General features: G+C 55.1%; 18 protein-coding genes. 10 read left to right on the top strand and 8 right to left on the bottom strand.

Annotated elements, in window-relative coordinates; genetic code table 11:
- Positions 1-67 precede the first annotated feature (67 nt).
- Positions 68-1,294: a M24 family metallopeptidase gene (locus QOT07_RS15735; RefSeq protein WP_219016569.1), complete on the bottom strand. Its 1,227-nt coding sequence runs from the start codon at positions 1,292-1,294 to the stop codon at positions 68-70.
- A 607-nt stretch (positions 1,295-1,901) separates the two neighbouring features.
- Here QOT07_RS15735 and QOT07_RS15730 point away from each other — a divergent pair.
- The 10 genes from QOT07_RS15730 (at position 1,902) to sbmC (ending at position 10,986) form a co-directional block, all read left to right on the top strand.
- A complete protein-coding gene (locus tag QOT07_RS15730) occupies positions 1,902-3,128 on the top strand; it encodes an MFS transporter (RefSeq protein ID WP_207978369.1) in 1,227 nt (408 codons plus the stop codon).
- A gap of 44 nt (positions 3,129-3,172) precedes the next feature.
- Positions 3,173-4,027, top strand: coding sequence for a cupin-like domain-containing protein (locus QOT07_RS15725; RefSeq protein ID WP_198404485.1), 855 nt, complete (start codon positions 3,173-3,175; stop codon positions 4,025-4,027).
- Positions 4,027-5,250, top strand: a complete 1,224-nt coding sequence (locus tag QOT07_RS15720; RefSeq protein WP_207978372.1) for an 8-amino-7-oxononanoate synthase family protein — start codon at positions 4,027-4,029, stop codon at positions 5,248-5,250. Before QOT07_RS15725 ends, QOT07_RS15720 begins: the two co-directional genes overlap by 1 nt.
- Positions 5,247-6,110, top strand: coding sequence for an HpcH/HpaI aldolase/citrate lyase family protein (locus QOT07_RS15715; protein WP_261416565.1), 864 nt, complete (start codon positions 5,247-5,249; stop codon positions 6,108-6,110). Before QOT07_RS15720 ends, QOT07_RS15715 begins: the two co-directional genes overlap by 4 nt.
- Positions 6,107-6,994 carry an acetaldehyde dehydrogenase (acetylating) gene (locus QOT07_RS15710; protein WP_283603498.1) on the top strand — a complete coding sequence of 296 codons (888 nt, stop codon included), beginning with the start codon at positions 6,107-6,109 and terminating at the stop codon, positions 6,992-6,994. Before QOT07_RS15715 ends, QOT07_RS15710 begins: the two co-directional genes overlap by 4 nt.
- A complete protein-coding gene (dmpG, locus tag QOT07_RS15705; RefSeq protein ID WP_283603497.1) occupies positions 6,978-7,979 on the top strand; it encodes a 4-hydroxy-2-oxovalerate aldolase in 1,002 nt (333 codons plus the stop codon). Before QOT07_RS15710 ends, dmpG begins: the two co-directional genes overlap by 17 nt.
- 2 nt (positions 7,980-7,981) lie before the next feature.
- On the top strand, positions 7,982-8,932 hold the full coding sequence (locus QOT07_RS15700) for an ornithine cyclodeaminase family protein (RefSeq protein ID WP_283603496.1): 951 nt from the start codon (positions 7,982-7,984) through the stop codon (positions 8,930-8,932).
- On the top strand, positions 8,926-9,441 hold the full coding sequence (locus QOT07_RS15695; protein ID WP_283603495.1) for a MaoC family dehydratase: 516 nt from the start codon (positions 8,926-8,928) through the stop codon (positions 9,439-9,441). The genes QOT07_RS15700 and QOT07_RS15695 overlap by 7 nt, the downstream gene beginning before the upstream one ends.
- A gap of 199 nt (positions 9,442-9,640) precedes the next feature.
- Positions 9,641-10,483, top strand: a complete 843-nt coding sequence (gene kynA, locus QOT07_RS15690; RefSeq protein WP_099064691.1) for a tryptophan 2,3-dioxygenase — start codon at positions 9,641-9,643, stop codon at positions 10,481-10,483.
- Positions 10,484-10,515: 32 nt separating this feature from the next.
- The gene (gene sbmC, locus QOT07_RS15685) at positions 10,516-10,986 is read left to right on the top strand and encodes a DNA gyrase inhibitor SbmC (protein WP_283603494.1); all 471 of its coding nucleotides are present in this window, start codon (positions 10,516-10,518) and stop codon (positions 10,984-10,986) included.
- Between the two features lie 97 nt (positions 10,987-11,083).
- On the opposite strand, the gene QOT07_RS15680 is transcribed toward sbmC, so the two are convergent.
- The 7 genes from QOT07_RS15680 to QOT07_RS15650 all read right to left on the bottom strand — a co-directional run bounded on the left by QOT07_RS15680 (position 11,084) and on the right by QOT07_RS15650 (position 21,993).
- The gene (locus tag QOT07_RS15680; protein ID WP_207978386.1) at positions 11,084-11,995 is read right to left on the bottom strand and encodes a hypothetical protein; all 912 of its coding nucleotides are present in this window, start codon (positions 11,993-11,995) and stop codon (positions 11,084-11,086) included.
- 14 nt (positions 11,996-12,009) lie between these two features.
- Entirely contained in the window at positions 12,010-12,492 is a 483-nt protein-coding gene (locus QOT07_RS15675; RefSeq protein WP_012145741.1) for an Hcp family type VI secretion system effector, read from the bottom strand.
- A gap of 505 nt (positions 12,493-12,997) precedes the next feature.
- Positions 12,998-13,486: a hypothetical protein gene (locus QOT07_RS15670; RefSeq protein WP_157765464.1), complete on the bottom strand. Its 489-nt coding sequence runs from the start codon at positions 13,484-13,486 to the stop codon at positions 12,998-13,000.
- Position 13,487: 1 nt separating this feature from the next.
- The gene (locus tag QOT07_RS15665) at positions 13,488-17,912 is read right to left on the bottom strand and encodes an RHS repeat-associated core domain-containing protein (RefSeq protein ID WP_283603493.1); all 4,425 of its coding nucleotides are present in this window, start codon (positions 17,910-17,912) and stop codon (positions 13,488-13,490) included.
- 2 nt (positions 17,913-17,914) lie between these two features.
- A complete protein-coding gene (locus QOT07_RS15660) occupies positions 17,915-18,355 on the bottom strand; it encodes a DcrB-related protein (protein ID WP_219016554.1) in 441 nt (146 codons plus the stop codon).
- A 41-nt stretch (positions 18,356-18,396) separates the two neighbouring features.
- Complete coding sequence (locus tag QOT07_RS15655) at positions 18,397-20,325, bottom strand: type VI secretion system Vgr family protein (RefSeq protein ID WP_099064685.1); 1,929 nt, start codon at positions 20,323-20,325, stop codon at positions 18,397-18,399.
- Positions 20,326-20,535: 210 nt separating this feature from the next.
- Positions 20,536-21,993: a serine/threonine protein kinase gene (locus tag QOT07_RS15650; RefSeq protein ID WP_283603492.1), complete on the bottom strand. Its 1,458-nt coding sequence runs from the start codon at positions 21,991-21,993 to the stop codon at positions 20,536-20,538.
- Positions 21,994-22,033: the final 40 nt, after the last annotated feature.

Here is a 22,033-nt window from a genome sequence, read left to right as displayed (position 1 = left end):
TTTTATTAAACATGGTCGATATTAATATTATATTTAAATCCGAGCGGCAACGCCGCCCGGGGGATGATCAGCCAGCTAAATCAAATGGATCATCAAGGGATTTTGCCGGCGTGGTAAACCAGCGAGCGCCGTCTTCAGTGACGTAAAAATGGTCTTCAAGGCGGATACCAAACTCACCCGGCAGGCACAGCATAGGTTCGATGCTGGCGCACATACCAACATCGAGCTGTTGCTGCTGTTTGCGGATCAGATACGGCGCTTCGTGAATGTCCAACCCGATACCGTGTCCGGTGCGATGTGGCAGGCCCGGCAACTGATAATCCGGTCCGAAGCCATGAGAAACCAGCACATCGCGCGCCGCGTCATCCACTTTATGGCAGGGTACACCCGGTGCGATAACGGCAAAGGCAGCCGCCTGTGCGTCATGTTCCGCCTGCCAGGCGAAGCGTTGCCGTTCGTTGGGTTCGCCATACACATAGGTACGGGTGATATCGGACAGGTAACCCTTGTAGCGGCAACCGGTATCCAGCAGCACGATATCGTTGTTTTGCAGCGGTTTGGGTTGCTTCACGCCATGCGGAAACGCGCTATCGGAGCCGAATAACGCAATACAGAAATAAGAGCCACTGGTGCCCATTTTACGGTGGGCTTTATCGACGAAGTCGATCAGCTGGTCGGCGGTGATCCCTGGGTGCAAGATACTGGCCGCAGCCTGTTGTACCCGCAAGGTAATGTTATTGGCGGTTTGCATCAGCGCGATTTCCGTCGCCGATTTTCGGCTGCGGCAGCCACCGGTGATGGGCAGGGCACTGACCAGTTTATTGTCCCCTGCATACTGTTGCAGACCGAGGAACAGCGTGACCGAAGCGGTTTCGCAAATCGCCACTTTGTGCTGGCGGCCAGCACCTGTCAGCCCGCGAGAAGCCAGCACGCTGAAGAACAGTCGATAGGGGTCTTCTTCCTCATGCCAGCTAAAGATTTCGGCCTCAATCACCTGTGCGTCTTTGAAGGTGCCGATCTCGAACCAGGGGGCGATATAGGCGATTTCACCTTCGGCCGGGATCACTGCGCCGACCATGCGTTCGCTCGGTGACCATGGAGTTCCGGTAAAATACAGTAGGTTGCTGCCCGCATTGACATAGCAGGCGTCAATGCCGTTTTCGCGCATCAGGCGCTGTGCGTGTTGAATACGTTGCCGATACTCTCCGGCGGCGATTGCAGGCGGATTATCCGTTAACGGTTGCAGTTGTTCCAGGGCCTGTTGCGCCGTGCAACCGCCAATGCCTGTAGCCATGTTTTTCTCCTCGCATAATGTTCAATGTCAGGGCCAATGTCCCAGCGCGCCAAACCTTCATCATAAATAAACCGCAGCGACAAAACTTGGCTCCAATAGATAAGAAAGATGCCGATTACAGCACAGTTTTACCTTCGGCGATGTTGTGTCCTCGTTTTACCCGACAGATTCTGCTGTAAAAGGCGCTGGGGGCGAACCAAAAATTACATTTACCCCTTAATCTATCTGTAACTGATTCTATTTACTTGATAATGCAATAACGCATCAATGCGATGCAAAAACGCTCTTGTAAATAATGATTAGCGTTGCTAATTGTTAATGCCCATCGTATTAAATAAATTTATAAGGAATTTTTACTTTTACACAGTAGTGAATGAATCATTGTTCATCACGATAATTTCAATGCTAACGATGCATAAATAACCAAGTTTTAAACGGACGATTTTAATTTATTAGCGTGTTATTAGACACTCGCGCCGTCACGCATAAATAAAATTTAAAATTATTTTCTCTATTTCGAAAACCTAACCTGATAAGTGAGGGGATATATTGTTGTTGATATATTCAGTTGCTTGGGCATAAGCGATTTTATTATTGAGAGTACTTTATGGAAACAAATGCCGTTGAGTCTAAATTCAGTTTTGGTTCCTATACCCGATTACTGTCTGGTCCCGGGCATGCCGTGCTTTCTTTGTTTGGGCTATTAGTTCGCTTTCCGGTGGCGATGCGTTCTATAAGTTGCATTATGTTGTTATCGGCTACTACCAATTCGCTGTGGATCGCGGGTACCGTCGCCGGAACCTTAATGATTACCCAGGCTTTGGCCAGCCCGATACTCGGGGGCTTTGCCGACCGATTCAGCCAACGCAAAGTGCTTATTGTTACCTGTTGTTGTCACGTTATGGCCATAGCTTTACTGATTGCCCTGGTCTTTCTTAATGCCCACTTATGGGCAATCATGGCCGCCGCTATGGGTATTGGTTGCTCGTCAGTGCCGGTAGATGGCTTTATTCGCACCCGTTGGGCGGCAATGGTCACCGATGAGGCTCTGCGAACCGCTTATGCTTTAGAAACCGTACTCGATGAGATTATTTTCTTGTTGGGGCCGCTGGTCGCCATTGTTTTAGCCACGGTATTACACCCCGCTGCGGGGTTGGTTTTATGCGCCGTATTCACCTTCAGTGGTTCGATGGCGCTGGTGCTGCATCGGCGTTCAGAACCGGTTGTTGTGCAAAGGGTCGATGAAAAAAACCGCAGAGCCATTAGCATGGCCTGGGTTCGTAGCCTGATGATCTCCTATGCAGCGGTGGGGATATTTCTTGGCTCGATCGATGTGATGATGATCGCCTTTGCCAAAGAGGCAGGCAATCCCACGCTGGCTGGCGTGTTGTTGTCTATTTGTGCCGCGGGCAGCCTGGTGGGAGGGCTCTGCTATGGTGCCATGAACTGGTCTATACCGCAGCCACGGCTGCTGTTACTCACCTCTGCCACGCTGTGTGCCGGTACTGTTCCCCTGGTGTTCACCAGTTCCCCGATCGTCATGGGGTTCTCCGCTTTTATTGCCGGTTTATCGGTGGCGCCGTTATTAATCACCTGCAGTAACCTGCTGGAATCGTTAACGCCCAAAGGCTGCCTGTCAGAAGGCTTCTCCTGGCTTTCCAGTGCGGGTTGGCTGGGGTTTTCCCTGGGAGTGTCGGTCGGCGGACAACTTTCAGATCAAACCGGGGCTGCTCAGGTCGCCTGGATCGCTTTGGCCGCTGGCATGCTCGCCTTATTAGCCAGTCTGTTCAGCCAGTCACTACTCAGTAAGAAATCAATACCCAGCCCGATTTAAGCGGGTTCTCTCATTATTATTACCGAGACAGGAAAACGGCCATCGTGAATCAGTTAACCACGGGTATTCCCGTACCACGTATTACCTTTAATGAATTTGTCGCGCTGGGGGTTGAGGCTGTTTTCCGGGCCGACGTTCCTGTGATTATTACCGATCTGCCGCTTGATACCAGCCGTAGCGCTAATGACCTTATTGCTCAACGGTTAGGTGATGACAATGTCACCTTGTTCCGGGAAGCCAGTAATAAGGAAAATACCGAACGATGGCAGACCATGAAGATTCAACTGCGTGGCTTTCTGGAAAATAAAGAATACCAGCAAGACAACAGCACCTGGTATCGCGTGGTTTCCAATATTATGCACCGGCCAGAAGACATCAATACTCTTCTCGGCTTCGATGCATTTTCGCTACTGGCTTCCCGTCGTGGTCTGAACGCGGCCAATTTATGGATAAGTTACCACGGTGTATTTACCCAAAGCCACTTCGATGAACTCGAGAACTTTAATATCGCCCTGCAGGGAAGAAAACGATTCATCCTTTACCCACCCGGCCGACGCGATTATTACCCGCGTTCTATCTTAAAGGGGTTTGGCGACAAATCGCAGGCCTTCGATTTTAACAATATTGACCCACAGCGTTTCCCACGGCTGGCAGCGAAATCCCCGCAGCGTCGCGATTTTATTCTGGAGCCCGGTGAAATGCTGTATCTGCCGCTGGGATGGTGGCACCAGGCCGAGTCGTTAGACGACCTGAATATCAACGTTAATTTTTGGCTGTGGGATCTGAAAATCCTGCGCAGGCCTTATGTTTTGTATTCCGCGCTCTACACGGCCGCCTACCGTAAGTTCAAAGGTATTTATAACTATCAACCCGAACCTGCCAAGAAGGAAGGAATTTGATGACCAGCCGTAAGAAGATCATGCCAACCAACCACTATCGCAACAACGACAAAGCTATCGGTATTGGTAATCCCTTCTGGGATATGTCAGAGCAGAACGGACTCGCAGGGATCGTCGCCGGACTTGAAAACGATCTCCTGTCCACCCCGAGTGGTCATCAATTTGTCAATTTTAGCTGCTGCTCCTACCTGAACCTGGACTCCCATCCCAAGGTGGTAGAAGGGGCCATCGACGCGGTACGTCGCTATGGCGTGCTGGATCATTGCATCGCCCGTAGCCGGGTTCAACTGCCGGTACTGAAGGAGTTGGAGGAATCGCTTGGTGAACTGTTCCAGGCCGATGTTCTCAGTGGCGTGTCGGCCAGCAGCATCAGTGGCGGGCTGCTGCCGCTGATCGCCTCCGGACATTTGGGCAACGGTGCTCGCCCGTTAATGATTTTCGATAAGCACGCTCATGTGTCGTTGGCCGCAGCCAAACCCGCCTGCGCCGATGAAACCGAGGTCGTCACCTGCAATTACCACGATCTGGAGTTCATCAAGGACTGTTGTAAGAAATATGAACGGGTCTGCTACGTGGTTGACGGCAGCGATAGCCTGGGCGGCTATGCGCCGGTTAAAGAGTTGGCCGAACTGCAGGACAAATACGGCCTGATGGTGTTCTACGATGATTCACATTCTATTTCCGCCTATGGCGAACGTGGAGTCGGTTATGTTCGTTCACACAGCCCGGCACTGAATGAGAACACCGTTATGGTGGTCACGCTCAACAAGGCTTTCGGCACCAGCGGGGCGGCCATACTGCTCAACGGCTATTCACAGCCGATGTTGCGCCTGGTCGAGCGCTTTGGCGGTGGGCTCAACTATTCGCAAAATCTGAACACGGCGGCCATCGGTGCCAGCCTGGCTTCGGCCGAAATTCACCGCACGGCTGAATTGCCGATGTTGCAGAAGAAGCTGTACGACAACATTGCCCTGTTCGACTCACTGGTTCCGACAGAGCAGAGCGGCAACAGCTACCCGATCCGTCTGGTGCCGATGAGCGATGAAACGGTGATCAGCGAAGGTCGCAAGGTGATAGAGGCCGGTTTTTATGTCTCGCCGGTATTCTTCCCGATCGTTGCGAAAGGCACCGCAGGCCTGCGGGTGATGATGCGTGCCGGGCAAACAGAAGATCAGATTCGCCGTTTGTGCAAGATACTCGCTGAAGTAAGGGCTCCCCAATGACGGATATCACACGCGCTATTCCACGTAGCATTCTGTATACCCCGGCCTTATCACTTAACCGGGTGGTCAAGGCGCTGACTTATGACGCCGATGTTCATCTGATCGATTTGGAAGACTCGGTCCCGGGCCCATTGAAAGCGGAAGGGCGGATCATCTGCCGCACCGCCCTTGATAGTGCCCCTCCGTCGGCGAATATAGCTGTGCGCATAAACGCACTCGGTACGATTGATGCTTTGCATGATTTGGTGATGCTAAGCACCGGCGTTGCCACGCCGGGTTTTATCGTTATGTCGATGGTCAGGTCACCTGCCGAGGTGATTTTTCTGCGTGAGACTTTTGCCTCAGCGGGCAAGTATCCGGAAATTTACCTGACGATAGAGACGGTTGAAGCCATTACCGACCTCGATGATGTCGCGGCCGTAGCCGATGGCCTGGTTTTTGGCTCTGCGGATTTGGCGGCTACGCTTGGCGTGCCAATCACCTGGTCCGGAATGCTGGCGGCGCGTCAGGCGATGGTTTTGGCCAGTGCCAGACACGGTATTGGCTGTATTGATACCGCCAACTACCGGCTTTCCGAGCCGGAGGTACTGGCCAGCGAAATTCAGAACATCAAGGACCTGGGTTTCCACGGTAAAGCTACCGTCCACCCCAGCGAACTTGAGCCGATCAATTCAGCATTGCGACCCAATGAGGGCGCGCTATTGGCCGCATCCCGGATCACCGACGCGGTCAAGGCCGCCGCCGGAGGCATTGCCTTACTGGACGGACACATGGTGGGGCCACCTTTTGCGCGTATGGCCCACACCACGTTGCAACTAGGCAAAGCCTGGGCGGAACGTTTCAACCGGGGGAACTCATGACTCTCTCCGTTGCCGTCATCGGGACCGGAGCCATCGGCATGGATCTGGTCAATAAAATCCATCGTTCATCCTGGCTGCATTGTGGGCTGCTGGCAGGGCGTAACAAGGATTCCGCCGGTCTTGAAATCGCGGCCAAGCTGGGCTGCCCGACCAGTGCTGGAGGGATTGACGCTATTCTGGCCGCACCCAAGCCGTTCGATGTGGTATTCGATGCCACTAATGCGATGTCGCACGTCAAACACTGGGAGCTGCTTCGCCCACTGGGTACGTTGCTGATCGACCTGACCCCCAGCCACCTGGGCAAAATGATAGTTCCTACGGTGACCGGCACCGAAGCGCTGGCCGATCGCAACGTCAGTTTGATCAGCTGTGGCGGGCAGGCGTCGATCCCCATCCTGCATGCCCTTAGCCGGCATTTCCAAATTAACGACATCGAGGTGGTGGCGACCGTCGCCAGCAATATTTTGGGGCGAGCAACGCGTATCAACATCGATGAATACGTAGAGACTACGCAGATTGCGCTCAGCGCTTTCACTGGCGTGGCAAACACCAAGGCGATCCTCAATATCAGCCCGGCAACCCCGCCTGCCATGTTCAGGGTCACTATTTTTGCCGATATCCCCGGCGTGACGGCAGAACAGATAACCCCGGTGGTCACCGCGGCGGCGGCGGCAGTGCGGGAATTTTCGGCGGGTTATCGATTAACGGCGATCAAGGTCACCGAAGGGCGAGTGTCTGTCTCTCTGGAGGTGACCGCCAGCAGTAAGGTGATGCCTGAATACGCGGGTAACCTGGACCTGATCAATTCCGCGGCCATTCTGGTTGCCGAACAGTATGCGCACTCTCGAAATAAAGCGGAGGTGGCCAATGACTATTCTCATTAACGACTCAACCCTGCGCGATGGGCAACATGCAGTAAAACACCAACTTACTGCGGCGCAGTTGCGAAGCTACGCCACCGCGGCAGACAAAACCGGCGTGGCGATTGTTGAAGTCGGCCACGGTAACGGGCTGGGGGCTTCCTCCTATCAGGTGGGCCGCGCGGCACTGAGTGACGAAGCCATGCTGACTACGGTGCGAGAGTCTTTGCAAAACAGCAAGATGGGGGTGTTTATGCTCCCCGGTTGGGGCACCAGCGCTGACCTGTCGAAAGCCCTGGCCTGCGGCACTGATGTGGTGCGTATCGGCACGCATTGTACCGAGGCTACGCTGGCTGAACGCCACCTGGGCTGGCTGCGTGAACAGGGCGTGGAGGCGCATGCGGTGCTGATGATGAGTCATATGGCCACCCCTGCCGAGTTAGCCGAACAGGCTGAGTTATTGGTGGGTTATGGGGCTCAGGCGGTCGGCATCATGGATTCGGCCGGCAGTCTTTTGCCGCAGGATGTCACTGCACGTATTGCTGCGATGCGCATGCAGGTAGAGGTGCCGCTGATTTTCCACGCGCATAACAATTTGGGTATGGCGGTGGCGAACTCGGTGGCGGCCGCCCAGGCGGGGGCCGGCATTATTGATGGTTGTGCTCGCGGCTTTGGTGCGGGGGCGGGTAATACCCAACTGGAAGTGCTGATCCCGGTATTGGAACGCCTGGGGTATAACACCGGCATCGATCTCTATCATTTTCTGGATGCCGCCGATCTTGCCGCCCGGGAGTTAATGGTGGTTCCGCCGATGATTGACTCTTTGGGCATCGTCAGCGGGCTGGCCGGCGTATTTTCCGGCTTCAAAAACCCGGTACTGAATCATGCTGGCAGCGCCGGGGTGGATGCGCGCGACGTGTTCTTCGAACTGGGAAGACGACAGGTTATTGCCGGCCAAGAAGACCTGATCGTTGAGGTTGTCGCCGAGCTGAAGAGGGCAATTTTGTGACGATGCAAATGATAAACGCTGCCGAAATGGCGGGTGAGGACCGACTTCGGCAGGTGATGGCGACCCTGAGTGAAGTGTTCCAGGACTTACGCAGCGGTAAAGAACAATCTCCGCCGCGAACCTTGCTGAACCACGGTCGTTCTGAAATGTTGATCAGCCCGGCAAGCTGGATGAAGCGCGGCGTTGCCAGTGTCAAAATTACCACCCTCACGCCGGGGAACGCCGAACATGGCCTTCCGTTGATCCACGGGGTGGTGGTGCTGACCGACGTCGATAGTGGCCAGATGCTGGCATTACTTGATGGTGCGAGCTTAACCGCAGTACGAACCGGCGCGGTTGCCGGCTTGGCGACCCAGCTGTGTGCCAATGCAAATGCCGGGGATCTGGCCATTTTGGGCGCAGGAGTGCAGGCCCGGGCCGTGCTGTTGGCGATGCTTGCCGTCCGCCCGATCCGCAGGGTGCGGATTTTTTCCCGCACACCGACCAGAACCGAAGAGTTTGCACGCTGGGCACGCTCGGTGACGCAAGCCAGAGTCACTCTATGCAATAGCGCATTCGAGGCGGTGCAGGGGGCGGAGATTATTTGTACGACCACATCCACCAGCGCTTGTGAGCCGCTGATCGAGGCCGGTTGGATAGCGTCGGGGGCGCATCTGAACATTATTGGTGGGACCCACGAAGAGGCTATTGAGGTTGAACCCAGCTTGCTGAAAACGGCGTTTGTGGTGGTGGAAACCGCCGCTGCCGCTCAGGAAGACGCAGGAGAAGTGCGCATCGCCCTCACGCAGGGCTACATTCAACCTGAAGATCTAAATGAACTCGGCGCCGTCATTCTTGGCGAGGTTGCGGCAAGAGAAGGGCAGACAACGTTGTTTCGCAGCGTGGGGCTGGCGATTGAAGACACGGCAGCGGCGATTGCACTGTATCCATCCAGGGAGAAAAGGTCATGCTAAGACGAGTTGGCGAAAACGAGTATGTTGAAGAACACGGTGGGGATTACGAGGACTTCGAGCCGGGAATGAGCATCAAACACTGGCCGGGGCGCACGTTATCCGAGGCCGACAATACCTGGCTAACCTTGCTGACGATGAACCAGCATCCTTTGCATTTCGATCAGGCCTATGGTGCCCAGGTTGAATATGGTCGCGTATTGGTGAACAGCAGCATTACCCTGGCGCTGGTCAGCGGAATGACCGTACAAGCCCTGTCGGCCAGGGCCGTCGCTAATCTGGGGTGGGAAAAAGTGCGTTTGAAAGATCCGCTTTTTGTCGGTGACACGCTCTATGCCACCAGCAAAATCCTGGCAAAACGCCCTTCAAAATCCCAACCGAATAAAGGCATTATCACGGTTGAAACCCTGGGTATCAAATCCACGGGTGAAACGGTGATCACCTTCGAAAGATCCTTTATGGTTCTGCGCCGGGAGTATATTGCCGCCCAATCATCATCTGCGCGGGATTAGACAGGGCGACTCATTCCCGTTGATAACCGCAGCGGGGATGAGCAGAAAAAACCATTGAATTGAATGTGCTGCCACCCAGCCTGAGATCTGCGTGGCAACTCTGGCTGATAGTCCTTCAGGCCTGGGGGTTCTGTACTATGTTTTCTGTTTGCAGCACGCTACACACCGCTTCCGGTCGTGGGCGCAGCGGAGAGAACAGATGAACAAACGGGAAATAGAAAGCGCGATTGTCACCGATTTTTCCAAACGCATGAGCTACGGTGACTACCTGTGCCTGGATCAACTGCTGGACTGCCAACATCCGTTGTCGAACCCACAGCATCATGATGAGATGCTGTTTGTGGTGCAGCACCAGACCTCTGAACTGTGGATGAAGTTAATGTTGCACGAGCTGCAGGCGGCGCGGGCACTGGTGCAGCAGGATAAACTCAGCCACTGCTTCAAAATTCTGGCCAGGGTCAAACAGATCCAGCGGCTGCTGTTTGAACAGTGGGCCGTGTTGGAAACCCTGACGCCGTCGGAGTACGTTGAATTCCGCGATGTGCTGGGCAATTCATCGGGTTTCCAATCCCATCAGTACCGCTCAATCGAATTTTTGCTGGGCAACAAGAATGCCGCCATGCTGGCGGTGTTCAGCAACGATGCGGAAAAACACGCTGCGCTGAAGGCGATCCTTGAAGCACCGAGCCTGTACGATGAATATCTGCTTTACCTGTCACGCCACGGCCTGCCTATTCCGCAGGAGTGTATCGAACGTGACTGGACGCAGCCTTACCAGCGTAACCCGAACCTGTTGCCGGCATTTAAAGAGATCTACGATCATCCACAAAAGTATTGGGAAGCCTATGAAATGGCCGAGAAGCTGGTGGATATAGAAGAAAGCTTCCACCTGTGGCGTTTCCGCCATATGAAGACGGTGGAGCGGATTATCGGCTTTAAAACCGGCACCGGCGGCTCCAGCGGCGTCAGTTTCCTGAAAAAGGCGCTCGAGCTGACTTTCTTCCCGGAACTGCTGGATGTGCGCACCGAGATTGGTGCCTAAGCTTTATCCCGTAACAGTGCGAGGGGGTCGTGATGGCGATAAGAATTGAAGATAAAGCGGCAGAAACCGTGGTGGGCTTGCGGGTCGTTGGCCCTTATCCGCAAACCATCCCTCAGGGCTGCCAACGGCTGATGGCCTGGCAGCAGCAACACCAGGTTCCATTAGGGAAATGGTTGGTGCTGTACTGGGACGACCCGGCTGAAGTCGCCCCCGAGCGACTGCGGGCCGACGTGGTGTTTACCGTGGCGGATGATTTCGTATTGCCGACGTCGGCCAGTGAAGGGGTGGTACTGCAAACGCTGCCCGCCGGGCAATATGCGATTTACAACGTTCGTGTCAGCGACGGGGATTTCGAGCGGGTATGGGGCGATTTTTATCAGCGGGAACTGCCGGCCAGCGGTTACCAGCCGGTAGAGGGCGTGTGCTATGAGCACTACCTTAACGACTGTGAGGCAGACGGCTACTTTGACCTGGATATTTACCAGACGGTGAAGAAAGGTTGAGTTTGCGGTGCGGGGAAGGGAAATATTGAGGCGTCAGGGAGAGAAAAGGGGCTGAACCCGGCGAATACCGAGCTCAGTTCCCTATATTTATTATCTGCTAGAAGGTACTGGCGATTTCATACATTAACTTCATATGCGCCTTTGAGATGTTCGTCGTGCCGCTATCACTGATTACCGAGACATACTGCTGCTCACTGGTTAACAGGATTTTCGCTTGTAACGGCGCGGATCGTTCATTCAGGGTGGTAAATAACAGAGTTTCAATGCGATCCAGATTTGGATCCGCATTGCCCCTGGCCTGGTCCGTATAACGTCTGCCCATATACAGCTCGGCATTACTGCGGCATTTTTCTTCATCCTTGATTATTTTTATCCGCGTTTCGTTAACGAACTCAATCAGCTTGATCCTCGCCTTGGCCGTTCTTTTGGTTGCTTCCAGCAAGTCTTTATTATCCGTCTGCTGACGCTCAGACAAGGTGTTTCTGAGCATCAACAGGCCGGCACTGACGATACCGGTCGCGCCGATCGTCGTCATGGCATACCGGACATAGATATTGGTCATCAGCGTGTCTGCTGCCTGAGCGGCGGCGATCGCCGCATAGGTAGCCCCCGCGCCCGATAATGCCCCCACGGCACCTACTGCCTTGGCGGCATAATCATAGTTACTCTTTTGCCTGTCGTTATAGACGTTGCCTCCATAACCCCGCAGCGAGGTTTTATATTTTTGGAAGAAACCAGAGCGCTCTCGCAGAGTGGTATTGTTGCCATGATTTAATAGCCCCATTTCCATCACGTCGGTGTCATCTTCTTCACCATTGCGCTGAGCATCACTGCTCTGGCGCAATCGTTCGAAACTGGACATGATTGCCCGTTCGGAGTCATTCTCATACTGGTTGAGCGCTGTATTATCCAGCTCATTAACAAAGGCGATAATTATCCGCAGCTCGGCAGCATTGTATACCGAGAGATCGTTGAGCAGATTGTCTATCGCCAGCGTTGGGTCTGCCATAGTGCTGCCCTCGTTTAAATCTCTTTATTCTGTTTAATATCCCAACCGGCTTTGGTTTCTGCACCTTTGGTGCCGCTGGCGCTTTGCTCCCAGTAATGCAGGTTGACCTTGGAAGCCTGGAAGCGATATTTAACCAGGATATTGTCGGTGTGCCCAACACCGGTAAAGTCCGCCATACTGACCAGGACATCTTCCAGCACGATCCTGGTATATTCGACCTGGGTACCCCCGGCCTTGCAGATAGAAAGTTCAACTTTGGTTACATGTTTACCGCTGGAGCAAAACTTCAGAATGGCCGGTGTGGATTTATCGATAAGTGCCTGCACCTCCAAATCCTTGAAGTTTACTTTCCCTGTCCCGCCGCCACCGCCTACGGCCATATTGCCAGACTGGGTCGCCCCCCAGTTGAATGACAGAATATCAGTCCAATTTTTGTGATTAGAATCATTAGATTCGCCAGTAACCCCGTCAACCTTCAGAAATGAGTCAATTGCCATTTTGATACCTATATGAAATTGATTAATTTGCATTGGCGAAGCGGATTTATATCCATCAAGGCCAATAAGTGAGGTGATACTTCTGGGCAGTTACAGCATTTGCTAATACGCCCAGAATTAAACTTGAACTAAATATCAATGGTGATTGCAACGGCTATGGGTGGGTATCTCTCCTTTGGTTTTTAGGGTGAGTTTGGTTGTGCAGTGCAGAGAAGTAGCACTACCACAGGTTTTTAAATTTAGGGGTGAGTTAACGAATGCTTTTTATCAAACTATTATTGATTAGATAGAGTGGTTATCTATTTTTATAATGTGCCTTTGTCTATATTTATCAACGCAGGTCGCTTTGGCATATATTGAAGCGTGTTAATCCCATCAGCCTGAAAGGATTATATCGGATCTGTATAGGCGGCAGGGGATCTTTACGGTACAGCGTACGACTTCGATCTAAAACCAAAAAGACACTTTGGATTAAAACCCAATCGAAGAGATAGTCCCCGTTAATTCAGTAAGTTATTTTGTTTCTTCTGCAATAACGTTGCCATTCTCCTTCATCACGAAAGCTGCTTCGATAGTTACATACTATGGTTCCGGTTAAATTATGAGGGTCATAGGCAGCGTCAATGTGTCCCCAAGGCCCACTAACGGGCAACTGTATTGAGGTTTCACTTTTAAACCATGCTCGAAGACTTTTGGTAACTTTACCCTCAGGTTTACTTTGTTCTCCCATCATTAATTTCTCCGGAGCAAAACGCCAACTACAAAGTAAAGCATTTTTTGAAAATGGTTCGGAAAAATCAATTATTAAATATATTTTACCTAGTTTTTTATTGCTTGAATTTATTATGGTTCTGTATGAAGTTGTACTGCCATCTGATTTCTCTGGCCACCCTTCAAAAGATACAGGCTTTATCATTAACTCTTCTTTAGTTGTGGTCGGACTTACAGTTATTTTGTTTAGTTCTAACTCACCATTATGGGTATTTATTTGCATCTTAAAGTCCAAGTTCAAAAGGTTTTCCAATCGGTTCAAGTACAGTTTTATAATTCGAGAGAAAATATTGAGTTCCTCCCCCCTTACCAAATCTCGATTGATCCTGTGATAGCGCTTTACCTGTTCCAGCTACTGCTTCTCTTTTAACTCTATATGCTTGTATTTTTGATCTAAAGCCAAATTTTTCATGTGGAAGCACTTGCAAACTCTCCCAGAGTTTCTGTCGACTTCCACCTGCGGCATTTAATGTGGCCTTATCAAAGTAGAAACCTGACTGCCCAGGAGCGCCACCATAAACAATATCACCTTCTTTTAGCATTGTGTTTGACCATGAATCCCGTCCTTTATAGATACCACGCCCTTGCCACTGTCGACCAAAAGCAGCCTGATTATGATCGTTGTCTTTGGTTGGAGCACATCGCGGTTTCCATCCCCAAGGATCCACCCACCCCAAAGGATTCGGCGCATACTGATAAAGGTTTATCCCGCCCGCCAACCCAATCGGGTCGTGCTGGGTAAATCTGCCGATATCTGGGTCGTAATAACGGAACAGATTGTAGTGCAATCCGGTTTCGCGATCCAGGTATTGACCCTGCAGGCGCAGGTTTTGGGAGTAATCCAGATGCTGCTGATTTTCCTCATACTTTGTTTTGCCCCAGGCGCTGCTGTGACCTTGCCAGCATAGAGTGCCATCGCGGTCGGTCAGGCTTTCCGGCTCGCCGTTGGGCGCGGTGTGGAAGTAAAACACCTGCGCCTGCGGCCCGCCGTCGATACGTGCCAGCGGCTCGTAACTCCCCTGATCGGCATACACATAGGTGAGCGGCATACCGTCGCGCGTTTCCTGCAGCAATCGGAAGCCTTCCCACAGGAAGGTGGTGGTCTGGTGCTTGCCGGTCGTTTGGCGCAGATCCTGGCTTTGCAGCCACACCTGTTTCTGCGTGCGTCGCCCGAGCGGATCGTAACGGAACTGCACATGCTGCAAGGGTTCGCTACGGTGCAGGCTATAGCGTACCACTTCGCAAAGGCGGTGCTCGGCGTCGTAGCGGTACTGCCAGCGTGAGTTGCCCTTGCGCTTTTCCACCGTGCGGCCAAAGGTGTCGTAGCGGTAATCGATGCCTTGATAGTGCATCACACGGTTATGCTGTTGGCGGAACTGACCTTCATCCAACAGGTTGGAGGCCGGGTCGTAGCGGTAGCGCTCAGTGTCCGGTAAGGTGCCGTCCTGGCTTAGCAGGCGGCCTGCGGCATCGTAGTGATAGCGCTGATAGGCGAACGGGTTGGCGTTCTGTTCTTCGCGCGTCAGGTTGTTCTGATAGTCGTAGAACCACTGCCGCGAGCTGCTGGCCGGGGCAGGGCGTTGGCGGTTATCGTTAAAAATTTCCCGGCGATCTTTGCGTCCGAGCCGATCATAGTGCAGCCGGCTGGTCAGTCGGCCCTGAGTGCGGCTCAGTTCACGGTGCAGGTTGTCGCGTTCGAATTCGCTAATGGTGACGTCATCCAGCGCCACCTGCAGCAGGTGGCCGCTGCCGTAATACAGCGAGCGCAGGGTGCGGCCGTCGGGCAGGGCAATCTGCGTGCGGTTGCCCATCGGGTCGTAATCATAGTTCAGCGTGCCCTGGGTGCTTTGCTCACTGAGCACCTGACCCAGCAGGTCATAGCTGAAGCTGACTTCGCTTTCCGCTGTCGGCTGGTAATCCCGCCACACATCGCCGCGATAGAAGGCGGCGTGCAGTAACTGGCCGACCGGGTTGTAGCGATAGCGGGTTTCCCCGTCCGGTGTCTGTTTGTTCGACAGTTGTCCGGCGGCGTCATGGCTGAAGTAGTGTGAAAAAGCGGCCGGCGTATTGGCCGCAAAGGTGCGTTCAATAACCCGACGGCATTCGTCATAACGATAGCGGGTGCTGATACCGTCCAGCCCGGTTTCTTCCTGCAGCAAATTGGCTGCTGTCCACTGAAAGCCGTAGCTCTCGCCGTTCTCATTGCGCAGGGCGGTCAGCCGACCACGAGTATCGTAGCTGCGCAGCACTTCGCCATCGAGCGGGTTGCGGGTCGCCAGCAGGCGGCCGACGCTGTCGTAACGATAATGCGTCAGGCGGCCATCGGCACCCTGGTAATGAATCAACTGACCCTGCGCGTTCCAGCCCAGTTTCTCCTGCCAACCTTCGGCACGTTGCAACTGTGTCAGGCGGCCGGCTTTGTCGTAATGATAGTGGGTGCTCTCACCGGCGGCGTCGGTGACTTCGGTTAACCAGCCATGTGGCAGGTAGCGGTAGGTGGTCTGTTTGCCGGAGCAATCGCGGGCGCGGATCAACTGGCCGTGTTCATCATAGGCGAAATGGCTGATGCCGCCGTTGGCGTCGACCGACTGCACGACCTGGCCGTAGTCATCGCGCAAATAGCGCTGGGTGTGACCGAGTGCGTCGACGTCGGCTACCAGCGCGTGGCGTTGATCGTAATAAAAATACTGTGCGGCACCGTTTGGCGCTTTGATACTGACCGGCAGCGCACGCTGTGGCAGCCATTGAGTCAGGCGGATGTGGCCGAGCGGGTCTTCTTCTTCGACCAGATTACCGGCCTCGTCATAGCGAAATTGCCAGCCATGACCCAGCGGATCCTGGGTGGCGACCAGCATATCTTCGTCGTTCCACTGGTAACGCCAGATTTCGCCGCGCTCATCGATGTATTCGGTAATTAATTGCTGGGCGTTCCAGCGGTGGCTGTGTTGCAGACCATCGTATTCGGTGACGGTGGTCAGGCCTGCAGCCAGGTCGTAATCAATGGTGCAGCCGCTACCGGCTTCATCGCGGTGTTCCACCACTCGCCAGTCGTCAAACATCGCCCAGCGATACTCGAAATAGGGGCCACCGGCCTGTTGATGACGGGTCAACAGAGACTGGTCGTTATAATGGAACTCACGAGTAATCAGGTCACCGGCGTCAACCACCTGGTGGAGATCGCCGGTGTCGTTATAGCAATAACGTACTCGCGTCTCATCGTTATGGCGCAGTGCCGTAACGCGGTCCGCAAAGCGTTCGTCAGCGTATTCCAGTTGCAGCGTCATGGCGTTGGCACTGTCGCTGATCTGGCTCAGGCGTTGCTGTTCGTCGTAGCTCAACAGCAGCGCATTATCATATTCGTCGCTGAGCGACATTAACCGCAGGCGAGAGGGATCCTGTGGTAGCGGGACAAACAGCCGCCACACGCTGCCGTCGGTATCGGCGATGACCAGTTGGCCTTCTTCACCGCTGCGGAACATCAGCCCTTCACCGGCGCTGAAGCTGGGTTTATTCACCTCGGGCAGAGGGAAGCGCAGTTCGCGGCCAGTTTCATCATGCAGACAACATTCGACGTTGCCTTTACCGTCGTCAGCCAGATCGACCCAGGTTTCAAACGGCGTGCGCCAGCCGTGACCGAACAGGCCCTGATAGCGGTTGCGACTGTTGTAGTTACGCTGCCAGACCAAAGGGAAGCGTGCCGACAGCAGCAGATCGATATCCTCTTCGCCGTTCAGTACCTTGGCACCGGTGGCAGCGTGCACTGGATTAAATGCGGCGTGGATCGCTTCTCCTAACGCATTGGCACCCGCTGCGGCCAGGCCGCCGCCAATCATGCAGGGCAGGTTTTTAACCAACTTGGCTGGGTTGCCTAGCAACAAGGGCAGCACGGTCAGCGCCAGGCCGATACCCGGCAGTTTGCCGCTCTTGATATCCCGTACCACAACCGCGTCACCGCCGATCAGCACGTTCTTTGAAACGTCGGTCGAGACCTTGGCTTCACAGGTTGAACGGTCGTTACTGCGCACGGCCGGTTGACCGTTAATGAATACCTTGCCGGAACCTTCCGCCAGGTATTGCGGGCTGGGGTGCTTGTCGCAGGCGATCTTGTCTTCTTCCAGCGCCTGGCTGGGCAGGCTGGGACCGGCGACGCTGGGCTGCCACAACTGCGAGATGATATTACCGCCAGCGGCCAGCAGCTCAGAACCGTAATCCCAAAAACTTTGTGGCGGTTGCGGCGCGGGCAGGGCCTTGATCTCATCAGCGGTGAGCAACCGACCGGCGGCACGTGCTGCCGGTTTGGCGTTGGTGAAAACGTTGGCAGATCCCGTGAGGATCACGCCGGAGACCACGGGAGGAAACAGCCAGTTGGCCACGGTGTCGCAGCCGTTGCTGATATGCTCGCCGACGCCGGTCAGGCTGGCGGTGAAACCGACGATCAGACCGGCACCGACACAGCCGGAAGCCGCCGTCGCCGCAGCCCCCAGCACAGCCACACCCGCCAGTGCCGGGGCTGCCGCTGCCGCTGCGGCCGCAACGGCGGCTGTCGCCAGTGAGTAAACCGCGACCTCGGCAACGGCGCTGGCGATGTCCGCCAGCGGGCTGGTATGGATCAGTTCGTCATCCTTTCTTGCCGCCCAAATATCGCTCATGGTTATCGGTCATCCTGTCCGGTCAATGCCAGCGAGGCTTTCACCTGCTGCCATTCATGGTCATCCTCAGCGGTGAAAGATTTCATTGAGGAATAAGTCACGATCAGCAGCGTCTGGCTTCCCTCGGATTGGGCCGCTAACTGATGCTGATGGTGGTGGTGTCCGGCGCGAATAAAATTGCTGGTGACCTCGATAGCCCGGATGAGGTTGTTGGGCCCGGCGCTGATGCGCTGGCGCGGCGACTGCTGCAAATCCGTGATCTGCGGCAGCAGCGCCTGCCACTGTTTGTCAAACTCGTCTTCCAGCGTGCTGTCCTGCGGGATCGCGCCACGGGTGATCACCAGCGAAGCGCCGGTCTGCGGGTTTTTGAGGATATTGACGGTGCAGTCCTGCCAAGGGCCGGCGGGCAGGGTGAAATGACCTTCCTGGAAAAGATAATTCATGGGTATTCTCTAAAGATATTGAGGACCGAAAAATTCAGCGGTCAGGATTTTGGGAACAACTGGTCGACGGCACCCTGGATTGCCGTTTTGTGATCCGGCCCTGGGGCGGCAGTGCGCGCGGCACCGCCCGGTTGATTGAGTTGCAGCTTGCCGCCGGTGTTGATCTCGCCGTCGTTTTTGACCGTGATGTTAAAGCTGGTGCCGGTGATGTTGATCTGGCCATTGGCCCGCAGCTCAATGACACTTTCCCCGCATTCCAGCCGCAGTGACTCCCCGGATCCGAGGGTGAAGGCGTCTACCACATTGTCGGCGCGCGTTTTGCCGGTCAGCGACGAAGCGTCGCCTTTAACCCCGGTCGCCTGGTTGAGCACCACCCGTTTCATCTGGTTACCGCCGACCAGGTGAGTATGGTTCTTGTCAATGCTATGGCTCTCGTCGTTCTTTACCTGGGTATCCATATTGCGTTCCGCCTGGATCCACACCTGTTCCGAACCGGCTTTATCTTCGAAGCGCAGGGCGTTGGCGTTGTCAGCGGTGCCGTCCTTGGTGCGGCTCATAAAGCCCATTTGGGTCGCGGCGGCGGGCAGTGCCCAGGGCGGCATGCTGGCGTCGTTATACACGCGACCGGTCACGATCGGGCGGTCCGGGTCACCGTTGATAAAGTCCACCACCACTTCGTCGTTGACGCGTGGGATCTGCACCCCGCCGTAACCCTGTCCGGCCCAGGCACTGGAAACGCGCACCCAGCAGGAGCTGCCATCGTCTTTGGGTCCGAAGCGATCCCAGTGGAATTTCACCTTGATGCGGCCGTATTTGTCGGTCCAGATTGACTCGCCTGCCGGGCCGACCACTTTTGCGGTCTGCGGGCCGTGGGTTTTCGGCCAACTGGCCTGCTGCGCCGGGTGCCAGGGAATATCGGCCGGCAGTACGGTGAAATCGATGCGGTGTTCGCTGTGCTGATCGTCGCCGCTGGCGTAGCGGTTTTCCTTCAGGTGATATTTGGCTTGCAGCGTCAGGTATTCCCGGTTGTCGTCCGCATGCGGCGCGTTATACAGCGTGAAGGTGCTGCCGGGGGCGATACCCAGCGCGGTGGCGGTGCCTTCAATCTGCTGATGCTCGGCCTGCCAGGTTTCCTGACGGATACGGGCGTAGAACTCCCCCTGCTGATGCTCGGTGTAGCGGCCCGGCCAGTCGTAAACGTCAATCTGACCCGGCGTCGGTGAAGCGGGGTTCTGACGTGCCTGAAACAGCCAGGCGTTGGGTTTACGGAAGTCGTAATCATCGAGACTGTAAATGCCCGGCGTCACGTGATCGGACAAGGTCCACTGGCTGATACCTTCTTCGCTGGTACTGCCACCGGAGGGTGTCAGATGGTAAGGGATCATCTCGTAGCCGGGATAGGGCTGATGATGGTGGGGCGCATCGCCCAGTACCAGGGTGTGCTTGCCCATCTCATGTTTGAAATAGTAATAGATGCCTTCCAGCTCCATCAGTCTGCTGATGAAGTTGAAGCTGCTCTCGTTGTACTGCACGCAGTAGCCCCACAGGCGGTAGTCGCCTGTGAGCTGGTCTTCCAGCTGAACATTATGTTCAGTCAGCAGGGTCTTGACGATCTGCGGTACCGTCTGTTCCTGGAAGATGCGGAAGTTGCGGTCCTTGGTCATCGGCCACAGGTCTGGCTGCACGTGCAGGTTATACACTGCATAACGGGTGCCGCCGATCTCCTCGCTGCCGACGGCGATCGAAGTGATCTTGCCGTTCAGGTAGCGGGGGGTACTGAGAAACCCCTGGGTGGGGATCTCCAGCGTCAGGGGTTGGCCGAGCAAAGCCTTGCGGTCGAGGCGGGCATTTTTGCTCAGCAGTTCGATGCTGAAATCAAAGGGGGTAGAAAGGGCTTCGGTCCCTTCCAGCGAACGGAACAACAATGGCTCCGGGCCCAGTGGCGTGTGCGCAATAATGCGGTCCAGCATGAGAACGTCCTCTGTGAATGACGAAATCACCTTCATATCTGTCATTGTGACTGTGTTGGCTGCTCTCCCTCACCCCAGTCACATAGTTGTCTATGCTCCTGGGGATGGGGTCGTTTGCCGCCTGGTCGCACCGCCAGTTATTTTGGGGATTTACAGCGTCAATCTCATGAAAATGGTGTGGCCCGCCGTGGCGGGCTGGAGACGTCGGGGTTAACCGGCGACGGCCGGGTTGACCAGCCAGGTGCCGGCGTTATCGATGCTAAGCTGCTGGCGACGCAACTGGTCGTTATGGCGGATTTCCAACTGATAGCTGCCCGGTGCCAGATTCAGGCTGGCGAAACCGTTATTGCCCGCGTTCACCTGCTGGGGTTTGCCGTCCAGGCTGACCTGTTCGCCGGGTTGCAGTTTGAAATACACCAGCGCCACCGGCTGAGGCACCGGGGCGGTTTGGGCCGCAGGCGGCTGCTCGGGCGACGGATTGGCCGCCGTCTGCGACGCGCTCTGTTGCGGCACCAAGGGCTGATCCGCCGGTGGATTGTCCGGGGTATTGGCGGCTATCGGCGTTGGGGTACTGTCGCCGCCGCTCAGCCAGGCGATGATGCCAACCACCAACAGAGCCACTACGCCAGCGCCTGCCATCATTGGACGTGTGAGCTTCATGCTATGTGCGGTGACGGTGCCTGCCGCTGCGGCGCCGGCTGCCGGATTGGTGGCCACCAGCAGGTTTTCCGGGGCGGCGGCCGGGGTGCTGATGATTTCGTTTTCATCGGCAATCGGCAGGTGCAACAGTTCCGCCATCTCGTCGATGGTTTGCGGCCGATCTTCCGGTTTCAATGCCAGCGCGTGATCGATAGTGCGCAGCAGCTCCTGTGAATAGCCCGTCGGGCGGCGCTCGGTCAGCGGTTGATAGCTGTCCTCGATGCTGCGCACCACGCTGACCGGCGGCGGTGAGCCGACGATCAACGTATGCAGCACGGCACCCAGAGCGTAAATGTCGGTCCAGGGGCCCTGTTCACCGTCGCTGTTCTCGGTGTATTGCTCAATCGGCGCGTAGCCCGGCTTCAGCATGATTTCCGTTTCGTCTGACAGGTTGCCGATCTCTTTGCGCGCCGAACCAAAGTCCAGCAGCACCGGCAACTGGTTTTCCTGGATCTGAATGTTATCCAGTGAAATGTCTCGGTGCAGATAACCTTCCTGATGGATGGTGTTGATGGCGCTGAACAGCGGCGGCAGCAGCCTGCGGATCCAGGGCTCGTCGATTTTCTCCGGCTGTTGGGCCTGCAGGTTCTTCAGGGTGGTGCCGCTGTAAAACTGGGTGCCCATGTAGGCGGTACCGTTCTCTTCCCAGAAGCGCAGCACGTGCAGCAGCCCTGGGTGTGAGAAACGGGCCAGCAGACGGGCTTCCTGAATAAAGCTGTTTAATCCGGCCTGGAAGGTTTTGCTGAAACGCTCACCGCGCAAGCCGATGCTCAGATCGTCATTACGCATGGCCAGCGAGGTCGGCATGTACTCTTTGATGGCGATGGTGCGTTCCAGTTGATGATCGTAGGCGCGATAGACGATGCCGAAACCGCCTTCGCCGATAGCTTCCTTGATCTCGAACTCATTAAACCGATAGCCGATCGGCAGGCTGTTTGAATTCGGTTTGATTACCCCGGTTCCCGACATAATGATGACTCTCTGTGAACAATGGCCGCCGTGCCGGCGG

The organism is Serratia proteamaculans (genome assembly GCF_949794035.1).
Taxonomy (GTDB): domain Bacteria; phylum Pseudomonadota; class Gammaproteobacteria; order Enterobacterales; family Enterobacteriaceae; genus Serratia; species Serratia proteamaculans.
The sequence above is the reverse complement of the archived record's forward strand: the minus strand, read 5'-3'. Positions and strand labels throughout refer to the sequence as shown.

Excerpts from the sequence above, each read along its gene's own strand:
- QOT07_RS15665 (WP_283603493.1), bottom strand. The coding sequence starts at position 17,912 with ATGAGCGATATTTGGGCGGCAAGAAAGGATGACGAACTGATCCATACC.
- sbmC (WP_283603494.1), top strand. The coding sequence starts at position 10,516 with ATGGCGATAAGAATTGAAGATAAAGCGGCAGAAACCGTGGTGGGCTTG.
- QOT07_RS15670 (WP_157765464.1), bottom strand. The coding sequence starts at position 13,486 with ATGCAAATAAATACCCATAATGGTGAGTTAGAACTAAACAAAATAACT.
- QOT07_RS15700 (WP_283603496.1), top strand. The coding sequence starts at position 7,982 with ATGCAAATGATAAACGCTGCCGAAATGGCGGGTGAGGACCGACTTCGG.
- QOT07_RS15710 (WP_283603498.1), top strand. The coding sequence starts at position 6,107 with ATGACTCTCTCCGTTGCCGTCATCGGGACCGGAGCCATCGGCATGGAT.
- kynA (WP_099064691.1), top strand. The coding sequence starts at position 9,641 with ATGAACAAACGGGAAATAGAAAGCGCGATTGTCACCGATTTTTCCAAA.
- QOT07_RS15715 (WP_261416565.1), top strand. The coding sequence starts at position 5,247 with ATGACGGATATCACACGCGCTATTCCACGTAGCATTCTGTATACCCCG.
- QOT07_RS15720 (WP_207978372.1), top strand. The coding sequence starts at position 4,027 with ATGACCAGCCGTAAGAAGATCATGCCAACCAACCACTATCGCAACAAC.
- QOT07_RS15735 (WP_219016569.1), bottom strand. The coding sequence starts at position 1,294 with ATGGCTACAGGCATTGGCGGTTGCACGGCGCAACAGGCCCTGGAACAA.
- QOT07_RS15730 (WP_207978369.1), top strand. The coding sequence starts at position 1,902 with ATGGAAACAAATGCCGTTGAGTCTAAATTCAGTTTTGGTTCCTATACC.
- QOT07_RS15695 (WP_283603495.1), top strand. The coding sequence starts at position 8,926 with ATGCTAAGACGAGTTGGCGAAAACGAGTATGTTGAAGAACACGGTGGG.
- QOT07_RS15660 (WP_219016554.1), bottom strand. The coding sequence starts at position 18,355 with ATGAATTATCTTTTCCAGGAAGGTCATTTCACCCTGCCCGCCGGCCCT.
- QOT07_RS15655 (WP_099064685.1), bottom strand. The coding sequence starts at position 20,325 with ATGCTGGACCGCATTATTGCGCACACGCCACTGGGCCCGGAGCCATTG.
- QOT07_RS15675 (WP_012145741.1), bottom strand. The coding sequence starts at position 12,492 with ATGGCAATTGACTCATTTCTGAAGGTTGACGGGGTTACTGGCGAATCT.
- QOT07_RS15680 (WP_207978386.1), bottom strand. The coding sequence starts at position 11,995 with ATGGCAGACCCAACGCTGGCGATAGACAATCTGCTCAACGATCTCTCG.
- dmpG (WP_283603497.1), top strand. The coding sequence starts at position 6,978 with ATGACTATTCTCATTAACGACTCAACCCTGCGCGATGGGCAACATGCA.
- QOT07_RS15650 (WP_283603492.1), bottom strand. The coding sequence starts at position 21,993 with ATGTCGGGAACCGGGGTAATCAAACCGAATTCAAACAGCCTGCCGATC.